We start from the raw sequence: 20,649 nt of genomic DNA, 5'->3' as shown, positions 1-20,649 counted from the left end.
AAATAAAGATGGGTAAGAACGGATATCCTCGACAGCCAACCACCGATAGAATCTCCAAAACTTGCCTGTCATGAGTAGGATTACTTTACTGAACTAAAAAGCGATAATGATGACGTTGGTGCAATGCGATCGCTATCGGACGTAATAGATTTCTGTCTTAAGTCCAGTGGCGTTCGGGTATTGCGACAACTTTTTTAGGTAACAAATTGTTACAATAGTTAGCGAACTCACGCCCAAGCGTCACCAAATTCATGAATGTGAAGCAGGTTTCCCCAAATCCTCAGCAGTTGGACAGCCAAACAGGGAACAGTTACGTAGAAGTAACGACAGATAGCCCCGTGACTAGCACAGCTGTTGTGCCAAGACACGCCACAGAAATTGGACACAGCGAGATCGAGCCGGAATTGGCATTAAGATACGAACCGGAAGCGATTGCTGCATATTACAGTCGTCGTCCTTTTCAGGTTGTTGGTAGAATTTTTGCGATTCTGCTGCCTTGTTTTGCCTTTGCTTTTGGTTTGTGGTGGGACAAGCAATGGGGACGCAGCTTAAAAATGCAGCAGCGCAGGGCAGTTCAGCTCAGGGAATTGTTGACGCAACTGGGTCCAGCTTATATCAAAATCGGTCAAGCTCTTTCTACTCGCCCCGATTTAGTTCCACCTGGATATTTAGAGGAACTAACACAACTGCAAGATCAGCTACCACCTTTTGATAATGCGATCGCCTACCGTTTCATTCAAGAAGAATTGGGGCAAACTCCAGAAGAAATTTACGCCGAACTGTCTCCCAATCCGATTGCTGCTGCTTCTTTAGGGCAGGTGTATAAGGGTAGGTTGAAGACTGGGGAAGAAGTGGCAGTGAAAGTGCAGCGCCCCGACCTGCGCGATCGCATTACTATCGACTTATACATCATCCGTCGTCTGGCAGCTTGGGCAAACAAAACTTTTAAGCGCATCCGCAGTAACTTAGTCGATATTCTCGACGAGTTTGGATATCGCATTTTTGAAGAAATGGACTACGTTCAGGAGGGCGAAAACGCCGAACGTTTTACCGAATACTACGGTTATCTACCAGATATTTATATTCCTAAAATTTACTGGCAATACACCCAGCGCCGAGTCTTGACGATGGAGTGGATTACAGGAACGAAGCTGACGCAGGTAGAAGCGATCCGCGCCCAAGGAATAGATGCCCAGCACATCATTGAGGTTGGGGTGCAGTGTTCGCTACGTCAGCTATTGGAAAATGGATTTTTCCACGCCGATCCTCACCCTGGGAATTTACTTGCCACGCCCGATGGGAAGTTGGCATATTTAGACTTTGGCATGATGAGCGAGATCAAGCCAGCCCAAAGGTACGGATTGATTGAAGCGATCGTCCACTTGGTAAATCGTGATTTTGACTCTTTAGCACAGGACTATGTGAAATTGGAGTTTTTGACTCCAGATACAGATTTAACACCCATCGTTCCTGCTTTTGCTAAGGTGTTTAACGCCGCCTTGGGTGCTAGTGTAGCGGAATTAAATATTAAAAGCATCACCGACGAACTGTCGAATTTAATGTATGAATATCCTTTCCGCGTCCCAGCATACTACGCTTTGATCATTCGCTCTCTGGTGACGTTAGAAGGAATTGCCATTCGGATCGAACCTGATTTTAAAGTTCTCAGCGCCGCTTATCCTTACGTTGCAAAGCGTTTGTTGATCGATCCCGCGCCAGAGTTGCGCGCATCATTAAAAGATTTGCTGTTTAAAGAAGGGACGTTCCGCTGGAATCGCTTAGAAAACTTGTTACGCAATGCCCGTGGGAATCAGGACTATGACTTTAATATTGTCTTGAATCAAATGATTGATTTTCTCTCATCCGAACGCGGGGCTTTTATTCGCGATCGCCTGGTAGATGAGATCGTTAAGAGTGTAGATGCTGTGAGTCGAAATACCTTACACGCCGTCACATCCAGGCTGCGAGATACATTTGATCGCGTTCCCTTGGGAAATCGTTTGGCAATGACAATTCATGAAACTCCTGGTGCTTCTTCCGAACAGCAGCAAACTTTGGAGCATATTAAGCGTATTTGGGGAATTTTACAAGAAACCCGTGGTTTTGACCCCGCACAATTAATTCCACAACTGGCACAGGTGTTGACAAAACCAGAAACTCAACGAATCGGGCAGCAACTCGCCAGTCAGCTGACGCAAAAGGCGATCGCCCGTCTGTTGCGGGAATTATTAATTACACCAGAAGATAATTACAGCAACGGTTATAAACCAGATGCACGCGATCGGCTAGTCTTACCACCCGCAAAAGTCTAAAAACAAGGTGGGCATTGCCCACCCTATGACTTACGACTTACGACTTACGACTTACCCAGTTTCATCTTCCTCTTGTTCTCGCCTCACATTTGTTTCCAAAGCCTGAATTTGTTCTCGTCTAGCCTCCACTTCTAGCGCCCGTCGAGATAACTCTTGCGTCTGTAAAGTTAGGGTTTGTCGCCACTTTTCAGCCCGTTCCATTTCTTGTTGCAAAAATAACGGAGTGATGCCACTTGTCAGATAAGTTTGGACTAATTCCATTACCCAATCCGTAGCATTATGAAGGCTGTAAACCTGGCAGCAATCTGGCGAGAGTTCTGCCAGTACCAACAAACCCTCAGCCAGGGTAAAAGGACAGCGATCGCCAATCGTAGTTTCCACATCGAGAATAGCACTGCGATCGCTTACCAATACCCAAGTATGCTCTGCTTCTTGACTGGCAAGCAATTTTAAGCCTAACTTACCAGAGATTCCGTACTTGATAATTTGAGCGAGGTAGAACATTTATCAGTTATCAGTTATCAGTTGTCAGTGTAGAGACATTACATGTAACGTCTGTACAAAGTTGTCAGTTATCAGTTGTCAGTGCCAAGTGCGTTCAGTTTTGACTTTTGACTTTTGACTTTTGACTTTTAGTTTACTTGAGCAGTCGCAATCGGGCTTGGAGAATTTCAATTTGTTTTTCTGCTTCGGCTAAAGCATCCTTAGCACCTTGGACGACATCAGGCGGGGCTTTATCAACAAAGGTAGGGTTAGATAGTCGCGCCGAGAGAGATTTGGCTTCAGCTTGGGCTTTACTAAGGCTTTTTTCTAATTTAGCTTTAAGTACGGCAACATCAACAACTCCCGCCAAAGGAATTAGGACTTGTACCGTACCGACAACATCGGCGATCGCGGGTTCTAATGCTGTATCTAAAGCTGAAGTTATCGTCAGTGACTCGACTTTGGCAAGGTCTTGAATATACAATTCACTACTTGTCAAAATTTGGCGTTCGCGATCGCTTTCACTCTGCATTACCGCTTTTACCTTGACTCCTGGCTTAATTCCTGCTTCCGCCCGTAGGTTGCGCAGGGTACGAATTGCCTCAATTAACAATTCAAATTGTTGTTCCAAGTCGGGATCGATTAGAGTCGCGTCTGATTCTGGATAAGCTTGTACGGATATACTTTGTCCTGCTTCCGCTTGCGTCAGCGTATGCCAAATTTCCTCAGTAATATGAGGCATAAAGGGATGCAGGAGTTTGAGAATACCTTCTAAAACGTAGGCAAGAGTTTGTTGTGCTACCAGCCGTGACGCTGCGCCTTCAGCATCTTTCTGAAATAGCCGAGATTTGACTAATTCGATATACCAGTCGCAGAAATCGCCCCAAATAAAGTCATATAAACCCTTTGCCGCTTCTCCCAAGCCGTAACTATCGATGTAATCTGTCGTTTGTTTGACAACCTGGTGGTAGCGAGAGAGAATCCAGCGATCCGATAATTGTAAGGAATCGGGAGTTGTAGGGGCGGACTCACCCAAAATATTTGTCTCAGTTGGAGATGCTTGGTGAACCCGCCCGTACAGGAGGTGGGATTCGGGAGATCCCAATTGTTGCGGGGTTTTGCCATCCAAATTCATCATCACGAAACGGGCGGCGTTCCACAATTTATTCGCAAAATTGCGGGATGCTTCCACAGAAGCCGATTCATCTTTTTCGCGGTTGTAATCCAACCGAATATCTTGTCCCGCGCCGACAACTTCTTTCACCAAGGTATAGCGCAAGGCATCTGTCCCGTATTTATCCATTAGTAGCAGTGGATCGATGCCATTTCCCGCCGATTTGGACATCTTCTTGCCGTTTTCATCCAATACCAACCCGTGAATGTAGACATCCTTGAACGGCATCTGTCCGGTAAAATGTCCCCCTAACATGGTCATTCTTGCCACCCAGAAGAAGATGATGTCAAATCCCGTGACTAGGGTAGCGGTAGGATAGTAAAATTCTAAGTCCTCAGTGCGATCGGGCCAGCCTAAAGTAGAAAAGGGCCACAGTCCTGAAGAAAACCACGTATCTAATACGTCTGGATCTTGTTCTAGCTTGACATCTGTACCAAATTGGGATAAAGCTTTTTCCCGCGCTTCCGCCTCACTTCGCGCCACAACAAACGGCGTGTTATCGCAGATTTCTCCGCCTGTCTCGCTGACAGCATACCAAGCCGGAATTTGATGCCCCCACCATAGTTGACGCGAGATACACCAATCTCTGAGTTTAACTAGCCAGTCGCGATAAACCTTCGTCCAGCGCTGGGGGACGAACTGGGGCGAATTTTTGTCGTCTAGAAATGATAGAGTGCGATCGGCTAAAGGACGAATTTTGACGAACCACTGAGTTGAAAGTAGTGGCTCAATTGGAACCTTTCCGCGATCGCTATACGGTACGGCATGTTTGTATTCTTCTACTTTGACGAGAAATCCTTCAGTTTCTAAACGTTGAACGACATTTTTACGGGCAACAAATCGATCTTGTCCTTGAAAATCTCCTGCATTTTCATTCAGCGTGCCGTCTTTATTCATAATATTAATAAACGGCAGATCGTGACGCTGACCCATCTCAAAATCGTTCGGGTCGTGGGCAGGAGTCACTTTAACGCAACCCGTTCCGAATTCAGGATCGACAAATTCATCGCCAATTACGGGAATTTCTCGCTGCATAATTGGCAATGTTAGAGTTTTACCAATTAAATGTTTGTAGCGATCGTCGTTTGGATTTACCGCGACAGCCGTATCGCCTAGCATTGTCTCCGGTCGCGTTGTTGCTACTTCTACAGATCCAGAGCCATCAGTTAATGGATAGCGGAAGTGCCATAAATGCCCGTTGACTTCTTTATTTTCTACTTCTAAATCGGATACTGCTGACTGAGTTGCGGGACACCAATTCACTAAATATTTGCTGCGATAAATCAGTCCTTCTTCGTGAAATCGGACAAACTCTTCGACAACGGCTTTGTTTAAGCCTTCATCCATCGTGAAGCGTTCCCGCGACCAATCTACGGAAACTCCCAAGCGGCGCAGTTGACCGACAATCGTACCCTTAGATGAGTCTTTCCACTGCCAAGCGCGTTCGAGAAATTTCTCCCGTCCCAGTTCGTAGCGGGTCTTGCCTTCTGCTTGCAATTGCTTTTCTAATATTGTGTGGACTGCAATACTGGCGTGGTCGGTTCCAGGGAGATATAGGGCGTTATATCCCTTCATGCGATGGTAGCGGATCAGGGAATCTATCAGCGTGTTATCAAAGGCGTGACCCATGTGGAGGCTACCAGTCACGTTTGGAGGAGGAATGACGATACAGTAGGGTTCCCCGCCGCGCTGGGGGTCTGCTTTATACACTTGGTTGTCTTCCCAGAATTTTTGCCACTTGGCTTCAGTGGTGAAGGGGTCGTAGAGGCTGGGCAGATTAGGAATGGTTGCTGTCATGTCGGGAAGACGAAAAGATGCAGTGAATTATTTAATATTTTGCCATAGAGCAAGGTGGAGGTAGAGCGGGTTCTGATTCCTGTAGAATTGCCAAAGTCAACGTACAAGACAAATCTGAATGGAACCTACAGAGGAACAATATTTAATTATTAATGCCCTCGATACGCTAGATTTACTACAAAATGGCTTTTATGATGAAAGTACAGGTGACTGGTATATCCAAACTCCTAGCCCTGTTTTACCAATTTCTATTATTCAGCATGACGGTGAAGTAGTTCCAACTAACTGGCGGTCAGATTTATGAGAGAACCATCTGAATTACAAAAACAGCAATATGAAAGATTTACAGAAATTTTGAATACTGGCAAGCAACGCTACATCGAAGCCAAGGGGACTCATAAGGGTTATCGCGCTGGTTTGAAAGGACAAGATTATTTAACTGATGAAGAAAGACAAGAAGCATTATCCTTAGTGCGACAGTTATTTCAAGTTCGAGAAAAGTCAGGTAATTTAACTGCAACGCCATTACTAAAAGAGGGAATAGAAGCTGATTCTTAGCCTTGTACTAAATTTTAACGTCTGCGAGGACGATCGCTCAACTTATCAATCTTATCAATCGCTGCCGAACCAATCAGACTGCTAGCTATTAACATCCCGTAGTTTTAAATTGAGCCACTGGTTCTAATAATTTATTCTGATTGGTTGATGATAAAAACAGTGTGAGAAGAGAAACATGATAATGATTTGATATATCTATAAGCAGATCGAGTTTTCCATCTCGATCTAGATCGCCAGCCCAAAGTAATGCGGTAGAGCCATCGTCACAACAAGACGAAATTTCTTGGAATATACTATCTTTCCCAGAATAAACTAAAAGAGCGTGATATATAGTTTCAGGGTTTTGCCGTTCTTTAACTGATATTTGGTAGGTATTTCTAGATTCATGATTAAGAGCGACACTTAAGGGCGGGCTATTGGGAGAAAACTTTGCATTTCCTAAAAAAACAGTTTTAACTATCCCAGGTTTCAGAGGAATTGAACCTTTAACCAAGAAAACAGGTGAATATTTTTCGTCTAGAATAATTTCTTTTCCTGTTTTCTTCGTCTCATCTGTATCGAGTACGTAGTCACGAACAGTATGAACGGCGATTTTTGTCGGTAATAATTCAAAACCTTTTGCTGTGGAAAATAGCCCTAACCATTGCTCTCCCGATTTTGCTTGAACTTCATTTCCATGAAATTTGCCTGTTTTTAGAAGTTTAAGCGGATACGATCGAGGATAGTCTGTAATAAATATCGGAGTCTGTGCTTTTTGCTCGGAAGATTGACTCATAGCCGATTCTTGCTGAGGCGGCTGACTAGAAATAGATGCGTCAGGTTCGCGATCGCCGCACGATACTAGAAGCAGCAAGCACAATATTGATATCGTCTTAATTGCGTGACAGCCAAACTTAATTTTTTGTATACCTAGCATAATTTTTAACATAACCATCCCTTACCTAAAATTTAGGTAAAAGACTCAAGGTTGATATCTAACCAGTAAAATCAAAAGCGATCGCCTGCAACTACCATATACTAAATACCTCGATCGTACTGACTCAATATCGTTTTCTTTGTATAAATACATACTTTAAGTAGTGGAAGCTAATATTTACTTTGTAAAGTTGTGCAACCATATTTGATTGATTAGTCAATCAAAGATATTCTGAAAGTAGAGTTTTAATATTTTGACTTTTGACTTTTAACTTACTTAGGATGTAACAATGCCCCCACGGGACGATCGCGATTTTGAGGATAAGCGACAGCAAATTATTGATGGTGCTTTACAAGTTTTTGCTAGCAAAGGCTTTGAGAAAGCAACTAATAAAGATATTGCTACGGCATCCGGCATTGGTTCCCCTGGTTTGATTTATCACTACTTCAAAGACAAAAGCAACTTGTTTCAACAAGTTCTCGAACAACGCTTGCCTTTGATGCAACTGCTAAGCCATAGCGAAGAGTTAATGACCAAACCAATAGAGGATGTTTTGACTCTGTTCGGTCATGCTTTTCTCAGAATGGCTGAAAATCCGACATCGCTGGCTCTATTCAAACTTATTATGGGAGAAGCAATTCGGCAGCCGCACGTTGCAGAAATAGTAAATCGAATTGGTCCTAGTCGTTCGGTGGCTTTCTTGTCTAGTTATTTAGAACAACAGATGGCTGCTGGCGTACTCAAACCGATGAATCCAAACGCAGCAGCACGCTGTTTTGCTGGTTCTTTTGTGGCATATTTACTAACGCGGGAGGTCTTCATGCAACCCGACGCACAGCAGCTTAGTGCAGAAGTGATGGTAGAAACTGCGGTCAAAGTTTTCTTACAAGGGACATTAGTTGCTCCCACAGATGAGTAGGGATAGCGGGTAGAACTAATTCGCGCAATTCAGCTTTAGGACGTTTTTTCAAGTTTTGTTGATTAACTAATCAATCAAAAATAAGTTCAATTGTTTTGGAAGTTTTAAGGAGTTTTTGGTATGACTAACAATATAACTCCCATATCGCCAACTGATGCCGTATCCCCGCAGCATGAAATTTTAGACCGACAAACGACAACCTGCTGTATTGTGGGCAGTGGTCCGGCAGGAGCAGTACTGGCGCTGCTGCTGGCACGTCAAGGTATACCTGTGATGCTGCTGGAAGCACACAAAGACTTGGATCGCGACTTTCGAGGTGATACCATTCACCCGTCTGTGATGGAGATTATGGCGGAATTGGGCTTAGCCGATCGCCTGCTGGAGCTGCGCCACACCAAACTACGCCAGTTGAATGTTCGTACAGAGGAAGATAGTTTCACAATTGTTGATTTCAGTCATTTGAAAACCCGCTATCCGTACATTACAGTGATGCCCCAAGTAAAATTTCTAGAGTTTATTACCGAGGAGGCAAAACAGTATCCCAACTTTCAACTCGTATTGGGCGCAAACGTACAAGAATTAATTGTGGCAGATGGAGGAGTTCGAGGCGTGCGCTATCGCGGACACGGCGGTTGGCATGAAGTTAGGGCGCAACTGACAGTTGGTGCAGATGGTCGTCATTCCCGCCTACGTCAATTAGCTGGGTTTAAGCCAATTGAAACCTCGCCACCAATGGACGTGCTGTGGTTTCGTCTTCCCCGCAGACCGGATGAACCAGAAGGGTTGAATGGTCGTATCCGTAGCGGTCATATTTTAGTAACAATCGATCGCTGTGATGCTTGGCAGATTGCTTATGTCATTCCTAAAGGTGGATATCAAGATTTGCGAACTGCGGGGTTAGAGGCATTGAGAAAGTCTATTGTTGAGGTAGTCCCGGAGTTTAGCGATCGCGTGGAACTACTCAAAGAGTGGTCTCAAATCGCATTTCTCTCAGTTGAGTCGAACCGCCTACCGCAATGGTATAGTTCTGGCTTACTGTTGATTGGTGACGCTGCTCATGTCATGTCACCCGTTGGAGGAGTCGGGATCAACTATGCGATTCAAGATGCTGTAGTAGCGGCAAACGTGCTGAGCGAACCACTAAAAACTAGTAGATTGCAGCTACAAGACTTAGCCAAAGTCCAGCGTCGGCGTGAGTTGCCCACACGATTTATCCAGGCTTTTCAGTCTTTAATCCAAAAGCAAATTCTCAATCGAGCGCTCAAGCCACAGCAAAAGTTCCAGCTGCCAAGCTTGTTACGGCTGTCAATTCTGCGCGATTTGCTAGCGCGGTTCATTGCCTTTGGGTTAATGCCCGTGCATGTAAAAACTTAACTTTTGATAGCAATTTTCGATTGTATGCGTGACACAGGTAGGGGCGCACAGCCGTGCGCCCCTACGGACGTGTATTTTACCCAATTGAAAACCGCTATAAAAGTGAGTAGTAAAGAAAGAAAGGTGTAGGGTGTAGGAGGAATTCGGAATTCGGAATTAATCGATCGCTGGTCACTGATAACTGGTCACTGATAACTGGTCACTGGTCACTGGTCACTGGTCACTGTCTCTACGACTAGCGCATATTTCCTTATTTTTCAATCTTTACCACTATATGTAAATCGCGTATAGTCTTAATCTATTGCCTTTAACTGCTAAGGCTTTTTTTCCAGTCAAACCTTTTTTCTAATTATTTTACCTATGGTGCGAGAGCTACAGCGCTTAAACCCAACCAGCCAGTTTCCCGAAACTGCCCCAGCTGCAAATCCAGTATTCTTCAGGACGTATAGTCGGCGGACAGGAGGTGGGCGCGAGACTTGGGAACAAGTATGCGATCGCACCCTGCGCGGGCTAGTAGAATTGGGTAAACTCACCCCAGCAGAAGCCGCTATTCTCGAAAAAATGCAAAAGGAGATGAAATCTCTCCCTAGCGGGCGCTGGCTGTGGGTAGGGGGTACGGAATGGATTTCTCGCCAAGAGAATTTTTCTGGCGCTTATAACTGCACTTCTACTAACGTAGTAGACTGGCGGGCTTTTGGCTTGATGATGGACTTGGCAATGATGGGCTGCGGTACGGGTGCAATCCTCGAACCCCAGTACATTAACCAACTTCCCGTGATTCGCAATCGCCTCCACGTCACCGTAGAAGGAGAAATCGGCACAACGCCCGCTTCAGAACGGCAGGACGAGACAGAAGTACAAATCGAAGGTAATATCGTTAATATTCTCGTGGGCGATAGCCGCCGAGGTTGGGTCAAGTCTTATCAAACTCTGTTGGAGCTATCAACGAACGAGCGTTTTTCGGATATCGTACATGTCAGCGTCAATCTTAATAATATCCGTCCGGCAGGAGAGATTTTAAAAGGTTTTGGCGGCGTTGCTAACCCGATTAAATTGCCAGAATTGTATCAACGTTGTGCAGCAATTTTAAATAAAGCCGTAGGCAGAAAACTTAATTCTGTTGAGTGTTGTTTATTAATAGATGAAGCTGCCGTTGTTGTAGTTGCCGGAAATGTTAGAAGAAGCGCGGGGATGCGTCAAGGCACTAGCAATGACGAGCTATTTGCTAACGCTAAAAATAACCTTTGGCAACAAGATGAAAACGGTAACTGGCGGATCGATCCCGAACGCGATGCGCTAAGAATGGCAAATCATACCCGCGTATTTCATCAGAAGCCAACCTTAGAAGAATGTATTAATGCCGTTCGCAGTCAATATTATTCTGGTGAAGGAGCCATTCAATATGCGCCAGAAGCGATCGCCCGTAGCAATGCAGATTTTTTAAGTAGTCAAGCACTAAAGCAAGAGTTTATTAAAACATACGTAACTTCAAAAGAAAAAGCTCAAGCTTGGTTGCGCGATTTCCATCCAGAAATAACAAATGCGGAGCTAGAACATCGACTTTCAAGATATGGTTTGAATCCCTGCGTAACAGCAGATACTTGGATACATACAGGTGAAGGTGCTAGACAAGTAAAAGATTTAATCGGCATTCAACACAGCACGTATGTTAATGGCGAACTTTTCAGTACCACGCCCAAAGGATTTTTCTTCACTGGAATCAAGCCAGTGGTCAAATTACAAACAAAAGAAGGATATAGCTTACGGCTAACTGAAAATCATCAAGTTTTAAAAGTCACAGCTCAAACTCAGAAAAATCAATATAGTGAATGGGTAGCTGTGTCCGAACTCAAAGCAGGCGATCGCATATTGATTCACAATCACCGAGGATTATCGCCTTGGGATGGTAAGGGAACAAAAGCAGAAGGTTGGTTACTAGGAAACTTGATAGGTGATGGCTGTTTGAGTGCTAATCCTGCTAATTATAGTTATCAAGCTCATCTACGTTATTGGGGCGATAACCAAGTTAAAATGGCAGAATATGCTCTTACCCTGGTTAAGAACTCTATTTCAGGTAGTAGTAGCAAGCTTACTAGTGTTTATCACCCTCAGAATAAATACTTTCAAGTTAGTTCTGCGGGACTAGCTAAGTTAGCTCAAGACTACGGAATCAAGCTTGGTAATAAAGCAATTGCTGCCGAATTAGAAACAGCGAGTTTTGAGTTTTATTGTGGTTTTCTGCAAGGATTATTTGATGCAGACGGGAGCGTACAAGGTACTCATAATAAAGGCATTAGCGTTCGCCTTGCTCAAAGCAATTTAAAATTACTTGAAGCTTTACAGCGAATGCTGCTACGCTTGGGGATTGCATCTTGCATATATCAAAATCGCCGCACAGAAGGCATGAGAATGTTGCCTGACTCGAAACGGCAATTGGCATCATATTTTTGTAAAGCTCAACATGAATTAGTCATATCAAATGACAATATTGTAGTTTTCCAAGAATTAATTGGATTCCAAGAACCTGCCAAAGCTGAACGTCTACAATCTCTGCTTTCAGGTTACAAACGTAGTTTCAATCGCGAACGATTTGCGACTACAGTTGTGGCTGTTGAACCAGATGGAGAAGAAGCAGTTTACGATTGCACCGTACCTGGACCAGCAAGATTCGATGCAAATGGACTGGTGGCTCACAATTGTGGCGAAATTTTGGGTAGTAATTTTCACTGCAACTTATCGGAGGTTCATTTAAATCAAATCGACCCCAAAAATGACAAAGAACAAGAAGAAGCTTTTACCGCAGGGGCATTATCTGTCGCTTCTTTGTTGAATCACAAATTTCTCGAACCCCGCTATCAATTCAGTCGGGAATTAGATCCAATTGTGGGAGTATCTTTCACGGGACTATTCGATTTCTTCGTCCGCGCTTTTGGCGTAGATTGGTTGCGGTGGTGGGAACAAGGAAGACCGGAAGAATTCAGAAGTCAGAATTCAGAAGTCAGAAGTGAGAATTTAGCAGAGTATTTTAGAAATAAAGAAAGGGAGTATCTCAGCCGTTGGCGCGATATCGTGTTTCGCGTTGTGTGGGAATATTGCGATCGCCATAACATTAAACGCCCGAATCGCTGTACTACCGTCCAACCTAGCGGTACGAAATCTCTATTGACTGGCGCGTCTCCAGGCTGGCATCCTCCTAAAGCCCAACGCTTTCTTCGTCGAATTACCTTCCGCAAAAACGATCCAGTGGCACTAGCTTGCATTGACTACGGTTATGGTGTCGTTCCCTCCCAATCGGATAAAGACGAAAATGGCAATTTGTTGAACGACCCCTTCGATCCTCGTTGTATGGAGTGGTTGGTAGAAATTCCTGTCGCCGTGCCTTGGGCAGATCTACCAGGTGCTGATCGAATTGAGATTAGCAAGTTTAGCGCTTTAGCCCAAATGGATTTCTACATGCAAGTGCAGAAATACTATGTAACTCATAATACGTCCGCAACAATTGAGTTGCGAGAAAACGAGGTAGAAGCATTAGGGGTGCGGATTTACGAAACCATTCAAAACGATGAAGGCTATATTAGTGCTGCCTTATTAGCTAGATTTGACGACTTACAAACTTTCCCCCGCTTGCCATTTGAACCGATAACCAAGGCTAAGTACGAAGAATTAATGCAACAAGTGCATTCCCGACGGCAAGTGCATGATTTTTATACTGCCCTCAGCCGCTATGATGCTCAAGAGTTAGATGAAGCAGGTCCAGCAGGGTGCGATTCAGATAAATGCCTCTTTCCTCAAAAGGAAGGGGCGAGGAGTGAGGGGTGAGGCGTTAGGGGTTAGGGAAGGACAAGGGGGACAAGGGGGACAAGGGAGACAAGGAGAAGTCGTAAGTCAGAAGTGATGATTAACTGATAACTGGTCAGGAGTCACTAGTCACTGGTCAGGAGTCACTGTCACCCTACACCCTACACCCTACACCCTTTCACCACGCACCATGCATCACTCTCTTTCCCTCGCTCCTCGCTCCTCGCTCCTCAAACCTCTCGACTAAAAAGCTAGAATTTCAAACAGTACAGATGCAGCCACGCATAGAGGAAATTCAAATATGTTTGTAGACGAACTAGCACCTATTTTTAAGGAATTGGTACAGCACCCAGTTTCTTTTTTAGGAGGATTTGTCTCTGGGGTACTGCACCTCAGCCTAACTGACGATCCAGTCAAAAGTTGGCTCGATCGCCAGTCTGATTCTTCCAGCTACAATTCTTCCACATCTGGCGATCGCAACGGCAAAACTAGCGGTCCCCAAAGCATTTCTATCGAGTAGAGGTAGAGAGTTATGTAGAGACGCGATCTTTCGCGTCTCTACAGTGATGATTGTTAACTGTTAACAGTTAACAGATTAAATGATAACTATCAGAAATTTTTTAGGCAGTATTTGTAATACAGAAGACCTTTGATAAACAAACCATACGATATGATATGCGTAAGTGTGAGTTCAGTCCTGTAACTGGTTAAATTTGAGAAGCTGCTACCGACTGGGGTGGTCTATCTTGAAAGCTAGATTACTGATAAATTTGAAATCTGGTGTTTGCCGAAACTGCAAATTTTTAGGTTCGATTTCTCGACTGAACTTGACTCTCTGTTCAGACTTACGCGACCGATTATGACTATCTACGTTGGAAACCTTTCTTACCGCGCTACGGAAGAAGACCTGAGAACTGTATTCGCAGAATATGGCACGATCAAGCGCATTGTCCTACCGATGGATCGGGAAACTGGCAGAATGCGCGGATTTGCTTTCGTTGACATGGGCGAGGATGCCCAAGAAGAATCAGCGATCGCTGAATTAGATGGTGCAGAATGGATGGGAAGACAGCTGCGAGTCAATAAAGCTAAACCCCGCGAAGAAAATGGCGGTGGCGGCGGTGGATATCGGCGTAACGGAGCCGGAGTGAGGGCAAGATTTGGTCAGGAGTAGTTACAACCACCCCGTTCTGTAGGAAACTACTCGGAACAAGATTAATACTTTAAATCTGAATTTGGGTCAACCCTTTCACTGACCAGTTAAGTATCTGACACTGATAATTGCTGGTCGGTGTTTTGTTGATCGCGATCGGAATCGATCTAATTCTTGTCATCATTTCAACGCATGTTGTCAATCGCTCTTGGCAAGAACTAGATTGATGGCTTGACGACACTGTTTGAAAATAAGACTCTGAAGCTCGATCCGCGATCGCAGTATTTCGCAATCGTTCAGCAACACGATTGTGGCGATCGCACGTGGCAAGATGCAGTGATTTCTATAGTTTATCTAAAGTCAGATTCCACTATTAGATTCAGTTCCTAAGATAGTAATGCAGGGTGCTGCCTTATTGGTAAATCTTGCAACATGCCCTCATCTACAGAGAGAGCGATCGTTATGGCTGAAGCTGTCCAACACTCAATAGATTACGAATCTGCACTAGGTCGGGATTGTACAACACTGTCTCGACACGTCCTACAACAGTTGCAAAGTTTTTCTGCTGATGCCCAAGATCTGAGCGCCTTAATGAGTCGCATTGCCCTCGCTGGCAAGTTAATCTCGCGTCACCTCAGTCGTGCGGGATTGATGGAAGGCGTACTGGGATTTACCGGAGACGTGAACGTACAGGGGGAATCAGTCAAAAAGTTGGACGTTTATGCCAACGATGTCTTTATCTCGGTTTTCAAGCAGAGCGGTTTAGTCTGTCGCTTGGCTTCCGAAGAAATGGAAAAGCCATATTACATTCCTGAAAACTGTCCGATTGGTCGTTATACCTTGCTTTACGACCCAATCGATGGTTCATCCAATACAGATATTAATATGAGTCTGGGATCGATCTTCGCCATCCGACAGCAGGAAGGCAACGATCTAGATGGAGAGGCAAAAGACTTACTGCAATTGGGAAGCAAACAAATTGCGGCAGGATATATCCTCTACGGTCCTAGCACCATCTTGGTGTATTCCATCGGCAAGGGCGTACATTCTTTTACCCTCGATCCCAGCCTTGGAGAATTCATACTTTCGGAAGAAAATATTCAACTGCCGCAACACGGTTCAGTTTACAGCGTCAACGAGGGTAACTTCTGGCAATGGGACGAATCGATTCGAGAGTACATTCGTTACGTCCACCGCACAGAAGGCTATACCGCACGCTACAGTGGAGCTATGGTAGGTGACATTCATCGAATTTTAGTGCAAGGTGGCGTGTTCCTTTACCCTGGCACGGTGAAAAAACCAGAAGGTAAAATCCGCCTACTATATGAATCTGCTCCCTTAGCATTTTTGGTCGAGCAGGCAGGAGGCAGAGCAATTACGGGAACCCAAGACATCATGGATGTCGTGCCAGAAAAACTGCATCAACGCACTCCGTTGATTATTGGTAGTAAAGATGACGTGGCATTAGTTGAGTCCTTTATTCAGCGACACGCCCAAGCCCAAGAGGAAAAGAATATTCGGGCGCAGGCACGCATACCTCAATGAGAGGGGTTAGGAGTTAGGGGTTAGGGGAAGAAGAGAGCGCAAGGTTGCGCAAGGTTGCGCAAGGTTGCTGAGGGAGCGTCGAAAGAATTTAATTATGAATTGCGAATTCAATTAATTCTTTATCCCCTCACTCCTCGCTCCTCACTCCCCAGTTAGCAAACCAATGAAGAGTTGAGAAATACAAATATTATGGCAACGAATCATTTACTAAAGATCAAAGAATACGGTCAAAGCATTTGGATGGATAATTTGACCCGTGACTTAGTTCAGTCTGGAGAGCTGAAGAATTTAGTTGAGAATCAAGGTATTTGCGGGATCACTTCTAATCCAGCGATTTTTGAAAAAGCGATCGCAGGTAATGTCATCTACGATGCTGACATCGAACCAGGGATTCGGGCGGAATTGCCGACTTACAAAATTTATGAATCCTTAGTGTTTCAAGATATCCGCGATGCCTGCGATATCTTGCGTCCCGTATATGACGCTTCCGATGGACTAGATGGATATGTCAGCATTGAAGTTCCTCCCACAATCGCCCACGATACTCAAGCGACAATTAACGAAGCTCGTCGTTACTATCAAGAGATTGGGCGAGATAACGTAATGATTAAAATCCCTGGTACTCATGAAGGATTACCAGCGGTAGAACAGGTCATTTCCGAGGGGATCAACGTTAACGTAACGCTATTGTTCTCAGTTCAAAGTTACATCGAAACAGCCTGGGCGTACATTCGCGGTTTGGAAAAACGTGCGGCAGAAGGAAAGGATATTAGCAAGATTTCTTCTGTGGCTAGCTTCTTCCTGTCGCGGATCGATTCTAATATTGATGGGAAAATCGATGCTGCCCTCAAAGCAGGCGTAGACCGGATTGAGAAAGAAGCAAAATTAAGAGCCGTGAGAGGGAAAGTTGCGATCGCCAACGCTAAGATTGCTTATCAAGAATACAAGAAAATCATTCAAAGCGATCGCTGGCAAGCATTAGCCGCCAAAGGCGCAAACGTTCAGAGATTGCTGTGGGCTAGCACCAGTACCAAAGACCCTAACTACAGCGATGTCATGTATGTTAACGAATTGATCGGTCCTGAAACAGTCAATACATTACCACCCAATACGATTGATGCGTGTGCCGACCACTGCGACGTAGCAAATCGCGTCGAGTCAAATGTCGAGGAAGCCTACAAGTTAATTGAAAACTTAAAAGACCCAGATGTGGCGATCGATATCGACCAAGTGATGGACGAATTACTCGTGGAAGGGATCGACAAATTCATTAAACCCTTTGAATCGCTGATGCAGTCTTTGGAAGAGAAGGTTGCTAAGCTGTCACCAGTATAGGAGGAGCGAGGAGCAAGGAGTGAGGGGATAGGGAATTAATTGAATGCGCAATTTGCAATTAAACTCTCCCCTCCTCTTTCTCCCGACTCCCGTACGGGCGGGCGGGTTTAACCGCAAAATTATTTGTTCTCGCATAGGTATCAGCAAAAACCGCCCCTACATCTCTCTTCCCCTAACCCCTAACCCCTAACCCCTTACCCCTCATATGGTCACGTTGCTAGAAAATCCCTTACGAGTGGGGCTGCAACAACAGAGAGTTCCCGAACCGCAAATCTTAGTCATTTTTGGTGCGTCGGGAGATCTGACTCAGCGCAAACTCGTTCCAGCACTCTACAAACTCAGACGGGAACGCCGCCTGCCACCCGAATTTACAATTGTAGGCGTAGCACGCAGAGAATGGAGTCACGATTACTTCCGCGAACAAATGCGGGAGGGGATCGAGCAGTTTTCTGACGGTATCGGTTCGGAAGACCTATGGCAAGAGTTTTCTCAGGGTATATTTTATTGCCCCGGAGATATTGACAATCCCGAAAGCTATCAAAAGCTAAAAAACTTTTTGGCAGACTTGGACGAAAAGCGGGGAACCAGAGGCAACCGCGTATTTTATCTGTCTGTCTCACCCAAGTTTTTTGCTGAAGCAATTCAGCAGTTGGGCAAAGCAGAAATGCTCAAAGATCCGCTCAAAACCCGTTTGATGATTGAAAAGCCCTTCGGTCGGGATTTGGGAACGGCGCGATCGCTTAACCGCGTCGTGCAGCAAGTTTGTAAAGAAGAACAAGTCTATCGCATCGACCACTATTTGGGCAAAGAAACAGTCCAAAATTTGCTGGTGTTTCGCTTTGGGAATGCCATTTTTGAACCATTGTGGAACCGCCAGTTTGTCGATCACGTCCAAATTACCGTTGCCGAGACAGTCGGGGTAGAAGACAGAGCGGGATATTATGAAAGCTCTGGGGCATTGCGAGATATGTTGCAAAACCACTTGATGCAACTATTTGCCTTCACAGCAATGGAGGCACCTAACTCCCTAGATGCCGATTCAATCCGCACGGAGAAAATGAAGGCGATTCAAGCGACTCGTCTAGCAGATATTCAAAATTTGGAACGTGCAGCAGTACGAGGACAATATAGTGCGGGGTGGATGAAAGGCAAGCGCGTCCCTGGTTATCGAGAAGAACCAGGGGTGAACCCCCAGTCTACAACTCCTACGTTTGTCGCCATGAAGTTTTTGATCGACAACTGGCGTTGGAAAGGCGTGCCTTTTTATCTGCGGACGGGTAAACGCTTGCCGAAAAAAGTTTCGGAGATTTCAATTCATTTCCGCGAAGTGCCGAATTTGTTATTTCAGTCGGCAGCACAGCAGATGAACGCTAACATCTTGGCACTGCGAATTCAACCCAACGAAGGGATCTCGCTGCGATTTGAGGTAAAAATGCCAGGGGGAACTCTACGGACTCGTTCTGTAGATATGGACTTTACCTATGGTTCCTTTGGCTTACAAGCAACTTCCGACGCATACGATCGCCTCTTACTCGACTGCATGATGGGCGACCAAACGCTATTCACTAGAGCCGACGAAGTAGAAGCAGCATGGCAATTAGTGACTCCAGCCCTCTCAGTTTGGGATTCGCCTATTGATCCCGCGACGATTCCGCAATACGAAGCAGGGACGTGGGAACCAACCGAGGCGGAATTACTGATCGAGCGAGATGGTCGTCGCTGGCGTAGGTTGTAAATAGCAATGAACCGATCGGCACTCAATCTGTATACAGGCTATCTGTTACAAATACCAATTTACGGGAATGATGGTAAAGGTGGCGATCGCTCTATTGCTAATAGCTAGTTTCATCCTTCATCCTTCATCTTTCATCCTGTCCTATGGTGACTCAATCTGCTCCAATTTTCTCACTTCAGGCTCCCAAGGATATCTCAGTTAGCGAGATTGAAGCCGAACTCAATCAGATTTGGCAAAGTTATGGCGTGGCTGGTGAGGATGGGGGACTGCCCGCCGCCACTCGCGCCAAAACTTTTACTTTGATCGTTTACGAACCAGAAGAAACTCAACAATTGCTGGCAGCTTTGGGATATTACAGCGGTCCAATCGACGGCATCCCAGGACCACGCACCGCCTCCGCAATTCGCGAAGCCCAAAAAGTATTTGGACTAGAAAAAACGGGGAAATCTAGCCCAGAGTTACTAATAAAACTTAGAGAAGAACAAAGCAAACGCCGTGGTGTAGTCGATAGCAGCACAGCAGCGACAGCTTACGCAATGGATACGCGCAGTCCTGCTGTCGCCGATGCGATCGCCAGCCGCAATCCTTGTCGAATTATTGCTTTATGTCCAGTCACCGGAGAAGACGAGGGCGTAAAGGCGCAAGTTTCGGCATACTGCCCGATCCAGAAGCAGTCCGCTACAACTTTAATCTGTTGCGAATACATCACCCTGACGGGAACGGTTGAAGCCCTCGAAAGAGTGGTAGGCATGGTTCCAGATTTATTAATTGGTGGCTTGCCTAAATTTCTCTGGTGGAAAGCTACTCCAGAACCCGATCACCCGATCTTCAAGCGTTTGGTAGCCTCTTGCAACTCTGTCATCTTCGACTCCAACAGTTTTACACAAGTTGAAACCAATCTCATCCGGCTGCAAGAATTGATCGATGCAGGCATGACAATTTTCGATGTCAACTGGAGTCGGCTAGCTGCTTGGCAAGAGTTGACGGCAGAAGCCTTCGATCCACCCCAGCGCCGCGCTGCATTAGGGGAAGTCGATCGCGTCACCATAGACTATGAAAAAGGCAATTCTGCCCAAGCCTTGATGTTTTTAGGCTGGTTGGCAAGTCGATTGAACTGGCGACCGACTAAAGTGACTACAGAAACAGGAGACTACGACATCAAACGCTTTTACTTCATGGCAGAAGGCGATCGCGAAGTCGAAGCAGAAATTGCTGGCGTTCCAACTGCTAGCGACGGTGACGTAGCTGGAGATTTGATTGCTTTACGCCTCACATCTACGAATCCAGCTGCCAACTGTTCTACCGTTTTGTGTTCCGAAACCTCTGGCTGTATGCGGATGGAGGCACACGGCGGCGCTCAAGCTGGGATCGTCAACCAAGTGACATCCCTTGCCGATCAAAGTGCTGAAGAGTTGCTCTCGCAGCAACTACAACGCTGGGGACGAGACGTACTATTTGAAGAAAGTCTGGCAGTGACAGTACAGATGCTTAAATTGGCTAATAGCTAATAGTTAATGGTTAATGGTTAACAATGAACTATTAGCTATTAA

General features: G+C 45.4%; 16 protein-coding genes. 12 read left to right on the top strand and 4 right to left on the bottom strand.

Going from position 1 to position 20,649, the window contains the following annotated elements; all coding sequences use genetic code 11:
• The first annotated feature begins 251 nt into the window (after window positions 1–251).
• Entirely contained in the window at window positions 252–2,312 is a 2,061-nt protein-coding gene (locus N4J56_RS31210) for an AarF/ABC1/UbiB kinase family protein (protein ID WP_317110216.1), read from the top strand.
• Between the two features lie 51 nt (window positions 2,313–2,363).
• On the opposite strand, the gene N4J56_RS31205 is transcribed toward N4J56_RS31210, so the two are convergent.
• The gene (locus N4J56_RS31205; protein WP_317110214.1) at window positions 2,364–2,816 is read right to left on the bottom strand and encodes a hypothetical protein; all 453 of its coding nucleotides are present in this window, start codon (window positions 2,814–2,816) and stop codon (window positions 2,364–2,366) included.
• A 133-nt stretch (window positions 2,817–2,949) separates the two neighbouring features.
• Window positions 2,950–5,766, bottom strand: a complete 2,817-nt coding sequence (locus N4J56_RS31200; protein ID WP_317110212.1) for a valine--tRNA ligase — start codon at window positions 5,764–5,766, stop codon at window positions 2,950–2,952.
• A gap of 118 nt (window positions 5,767–5,884) precedes the next feature.
• On the opposite strand from N4J56_RS31200, the gene N4J56_RS31195 reads away from it, so the two are divergent.
• Both N4J56_RS31195 and N4J56_RS31190 read left to right on the top strand, forming a co-directional pair.
• Window positions 5,885–6,070 carry a hypothetical protein gene (locus N4J56_RS31195; RefSeq protein WP_317110210.1) on the top strand — a complete coding sequence of 62 codons (186 nt, stop codon included), beginning with the start codon at window positions 5,885–5,887 and terminating at the stop codon, window positions 6,068–6,070.
• The gene (locus N4J56_RS31190) at window positions 6,067–6,324 is read left to right on the top strand and encodes a hypothetical protein (protein WP_317110209.1); all 258 of its coding nucleotides are present in this window, start codon (window positions 6,067–6,069) and stop codon (window positions 6,322–6,324) included. The genes N4J56_RS31195 and N4J56_RS31190 overlap by 4 nt, the downstream gene beginning before the upstream one ends.
• A gap of 88 nt (window positions 6,325–6,412) precedes the next feature.
• On the opposite strand, the gene N4J56_RS31185 is transcribed toward N4J56_RS31190, so the two are convergent.
• Complete coding sequence (locus N4J56_RS31185; protein ID WP_317110208.1) at window positions 6,413–7,258, bottom strand: hypothetical protein; 846 nt, start codon at window positions 7,256–7,258, stop codon at window positions 6,413–6,415.
• Between the two features lie 271 nt (window positions 7,259–7,529).
• Between N4J56_RS31185 and N4J56_RS31180 the strand changes: the two genes are divergently transcribed.
• From N4J56_RS31180 to N4J56_RS31160, 5 genes are all read left to right on the top strand, one after another.
• On the top strand, window positions 7,530–8,159 hold the full coding sequence (locus N4J56_RS31180) for a TetR/AcrR family transcriptional regulator (protein ID WP_317110206.1): 630 nt from the start codon (window positions 7,530–7,532) through the stop codon (window positions 8,157–8,159).
• Window positions 8,160–8,279: 120 nt separating this feature from the next.
• Window positions 8,280–9,533 carry an FAD-dependent oxidoreductase gene (locus tag N4J56_RS31175; protein WP_317110205.1) on the top strand — a complete coding sequence of 418 codons (1,254 nt, stop codon included), beginning with the start codon at window positions 8,280–8,282 and terminating at the stop codon, window positions 9,531–9,533.
• Between the two features lie 360 nt (window positions 9,534–9,893).
• Window positions 9,894–13,352, top strand: a complete 3,459-nt coding sequence (nrdJ, locus tag N4J56_RS31170) for a ribonucleoside-triphosphate reductase, adenosylcobalamin-dependent (protein ID WP_317110203.1) — start codon at window positions 9,894–9,896, stop codon at window positions 13,350–13,352.
• A 280-nt stretch (window positions 13,353–13,632) separates the two neighbouring features.
• Window positions 13,633–13,851 (top strand): hypothetical protein, encoded by a 219-nt coding sequence (locus N4J56_RS31165; RefSeq protein WP_317110201.1) that lies wholly within the window; start codon window positions 13,633–13,635, stop codon window positions 13,849–13,851.
• 339 nt (window positions 13,852–14,190) lie between these two features.
• The gene (locus tag N4J56_RS31160; RefSeq protein WP_039715367.1) at window positions 14,191–14,505 is read left to right on the top strand and encodes an RNA recognition motif domain-containing protein; all 315 of its coding nucleotides are present in this window, start codon (window positions 14,191–14,193) and stop codon (window positions 14,503–14,505) included.
• 177 nt (window positions 14,506–14,682) lie between these two features.
• Here N4J56_RS31160 and N4J56_RS31155 read toward each other — a convergent pair whose 3' ends face one another.
• Window positions 14,683–14,814, bottom strand: coding sequence for a hypothetical protein (locus N4J56_RS31155; protein ID WP_317110197.1), 132 nt, complete (start codon window positions 14,812–14,814; stop codon window positions 14,683–14,685).
• A gap of 132 nt (window positions 14,815–14,946) precedes the next feature.
• On the opposite strand from N4J56_RS31155, the gene fbp reads away from it, so the two are divergent.
• The 4 genes from fbp (at window position 14,947) to opcA (ending at window position 20,607) form a co-directional block, all read left to right on the top strand.
• The gene (gene fbp / locus N4J56_RS31150) at window positions 14,947–16,029 is read left to right on the top strand and encodes a class 1 fructose-bisphosphatase (protein ID WP_015152854.1); all 1,083 of its coding nucleotides are present in this window, start codon (window positions 14,947–14,949) and stop codon (window positions 16,027–16,029) included.
• A gap of 189 nt (window positions 16,030–16,218) precedes the next feature.
• Complete coding sequence (gene tal / locus N4J56_RS31145) at window positions 16,219–17,364, top strand: transaldolase (protein WP_317110196.1); 1,146 nt, start codon at window positions 16,219–16,221, stop codon at window positions 17,362–17,364.
• A 205-nt stretch (window positions 17,365–17,569) separates the two neighbouring features.
• Complete coding sequence (gene zwf, locus N4J56_RS31140; protein ID WP_317110195.1) at window positions 17,570–19,099, top strand: glucose-6-phosphate dehydrogenase; 1,530 nt, start codon at window positions 17,570–17,572, stop codon at window positions 19,097–19,099.
• Between the two features lie 143 nt (window positions 19,100–19,242).
• On the top strand, window positions 19,243–20,607 hold the full coding sequence (gene opcA / locus N4J56_RS31135) for a glucose-6-phosphate dehydrogenase assembly protein OpcA (RefSeq protein WP_317110193.1): 1,365 nt from the start codon (window positions 19,243–19,245) through the stop codon (window positions 20,605–20,607).
• Window positions 20,608–20,649: the final 42 nt, after the last annotated feature.

The organism is Chroococcidiopsis sp. SAG 2025 (genome assembly GCF_032860985.1).
Lineage (GTDB): Bacteria > Cyanobacteriota > Cyanobacteriia > Cyanobacteriales > Chroococcidiopsidaceae > Chroococcidiopsis.
The sequence above is the reverse complement of the archived record's forward strand: the minus strand, read 5'-3'. Positions and strand labels throughout refer to the sequence as shown.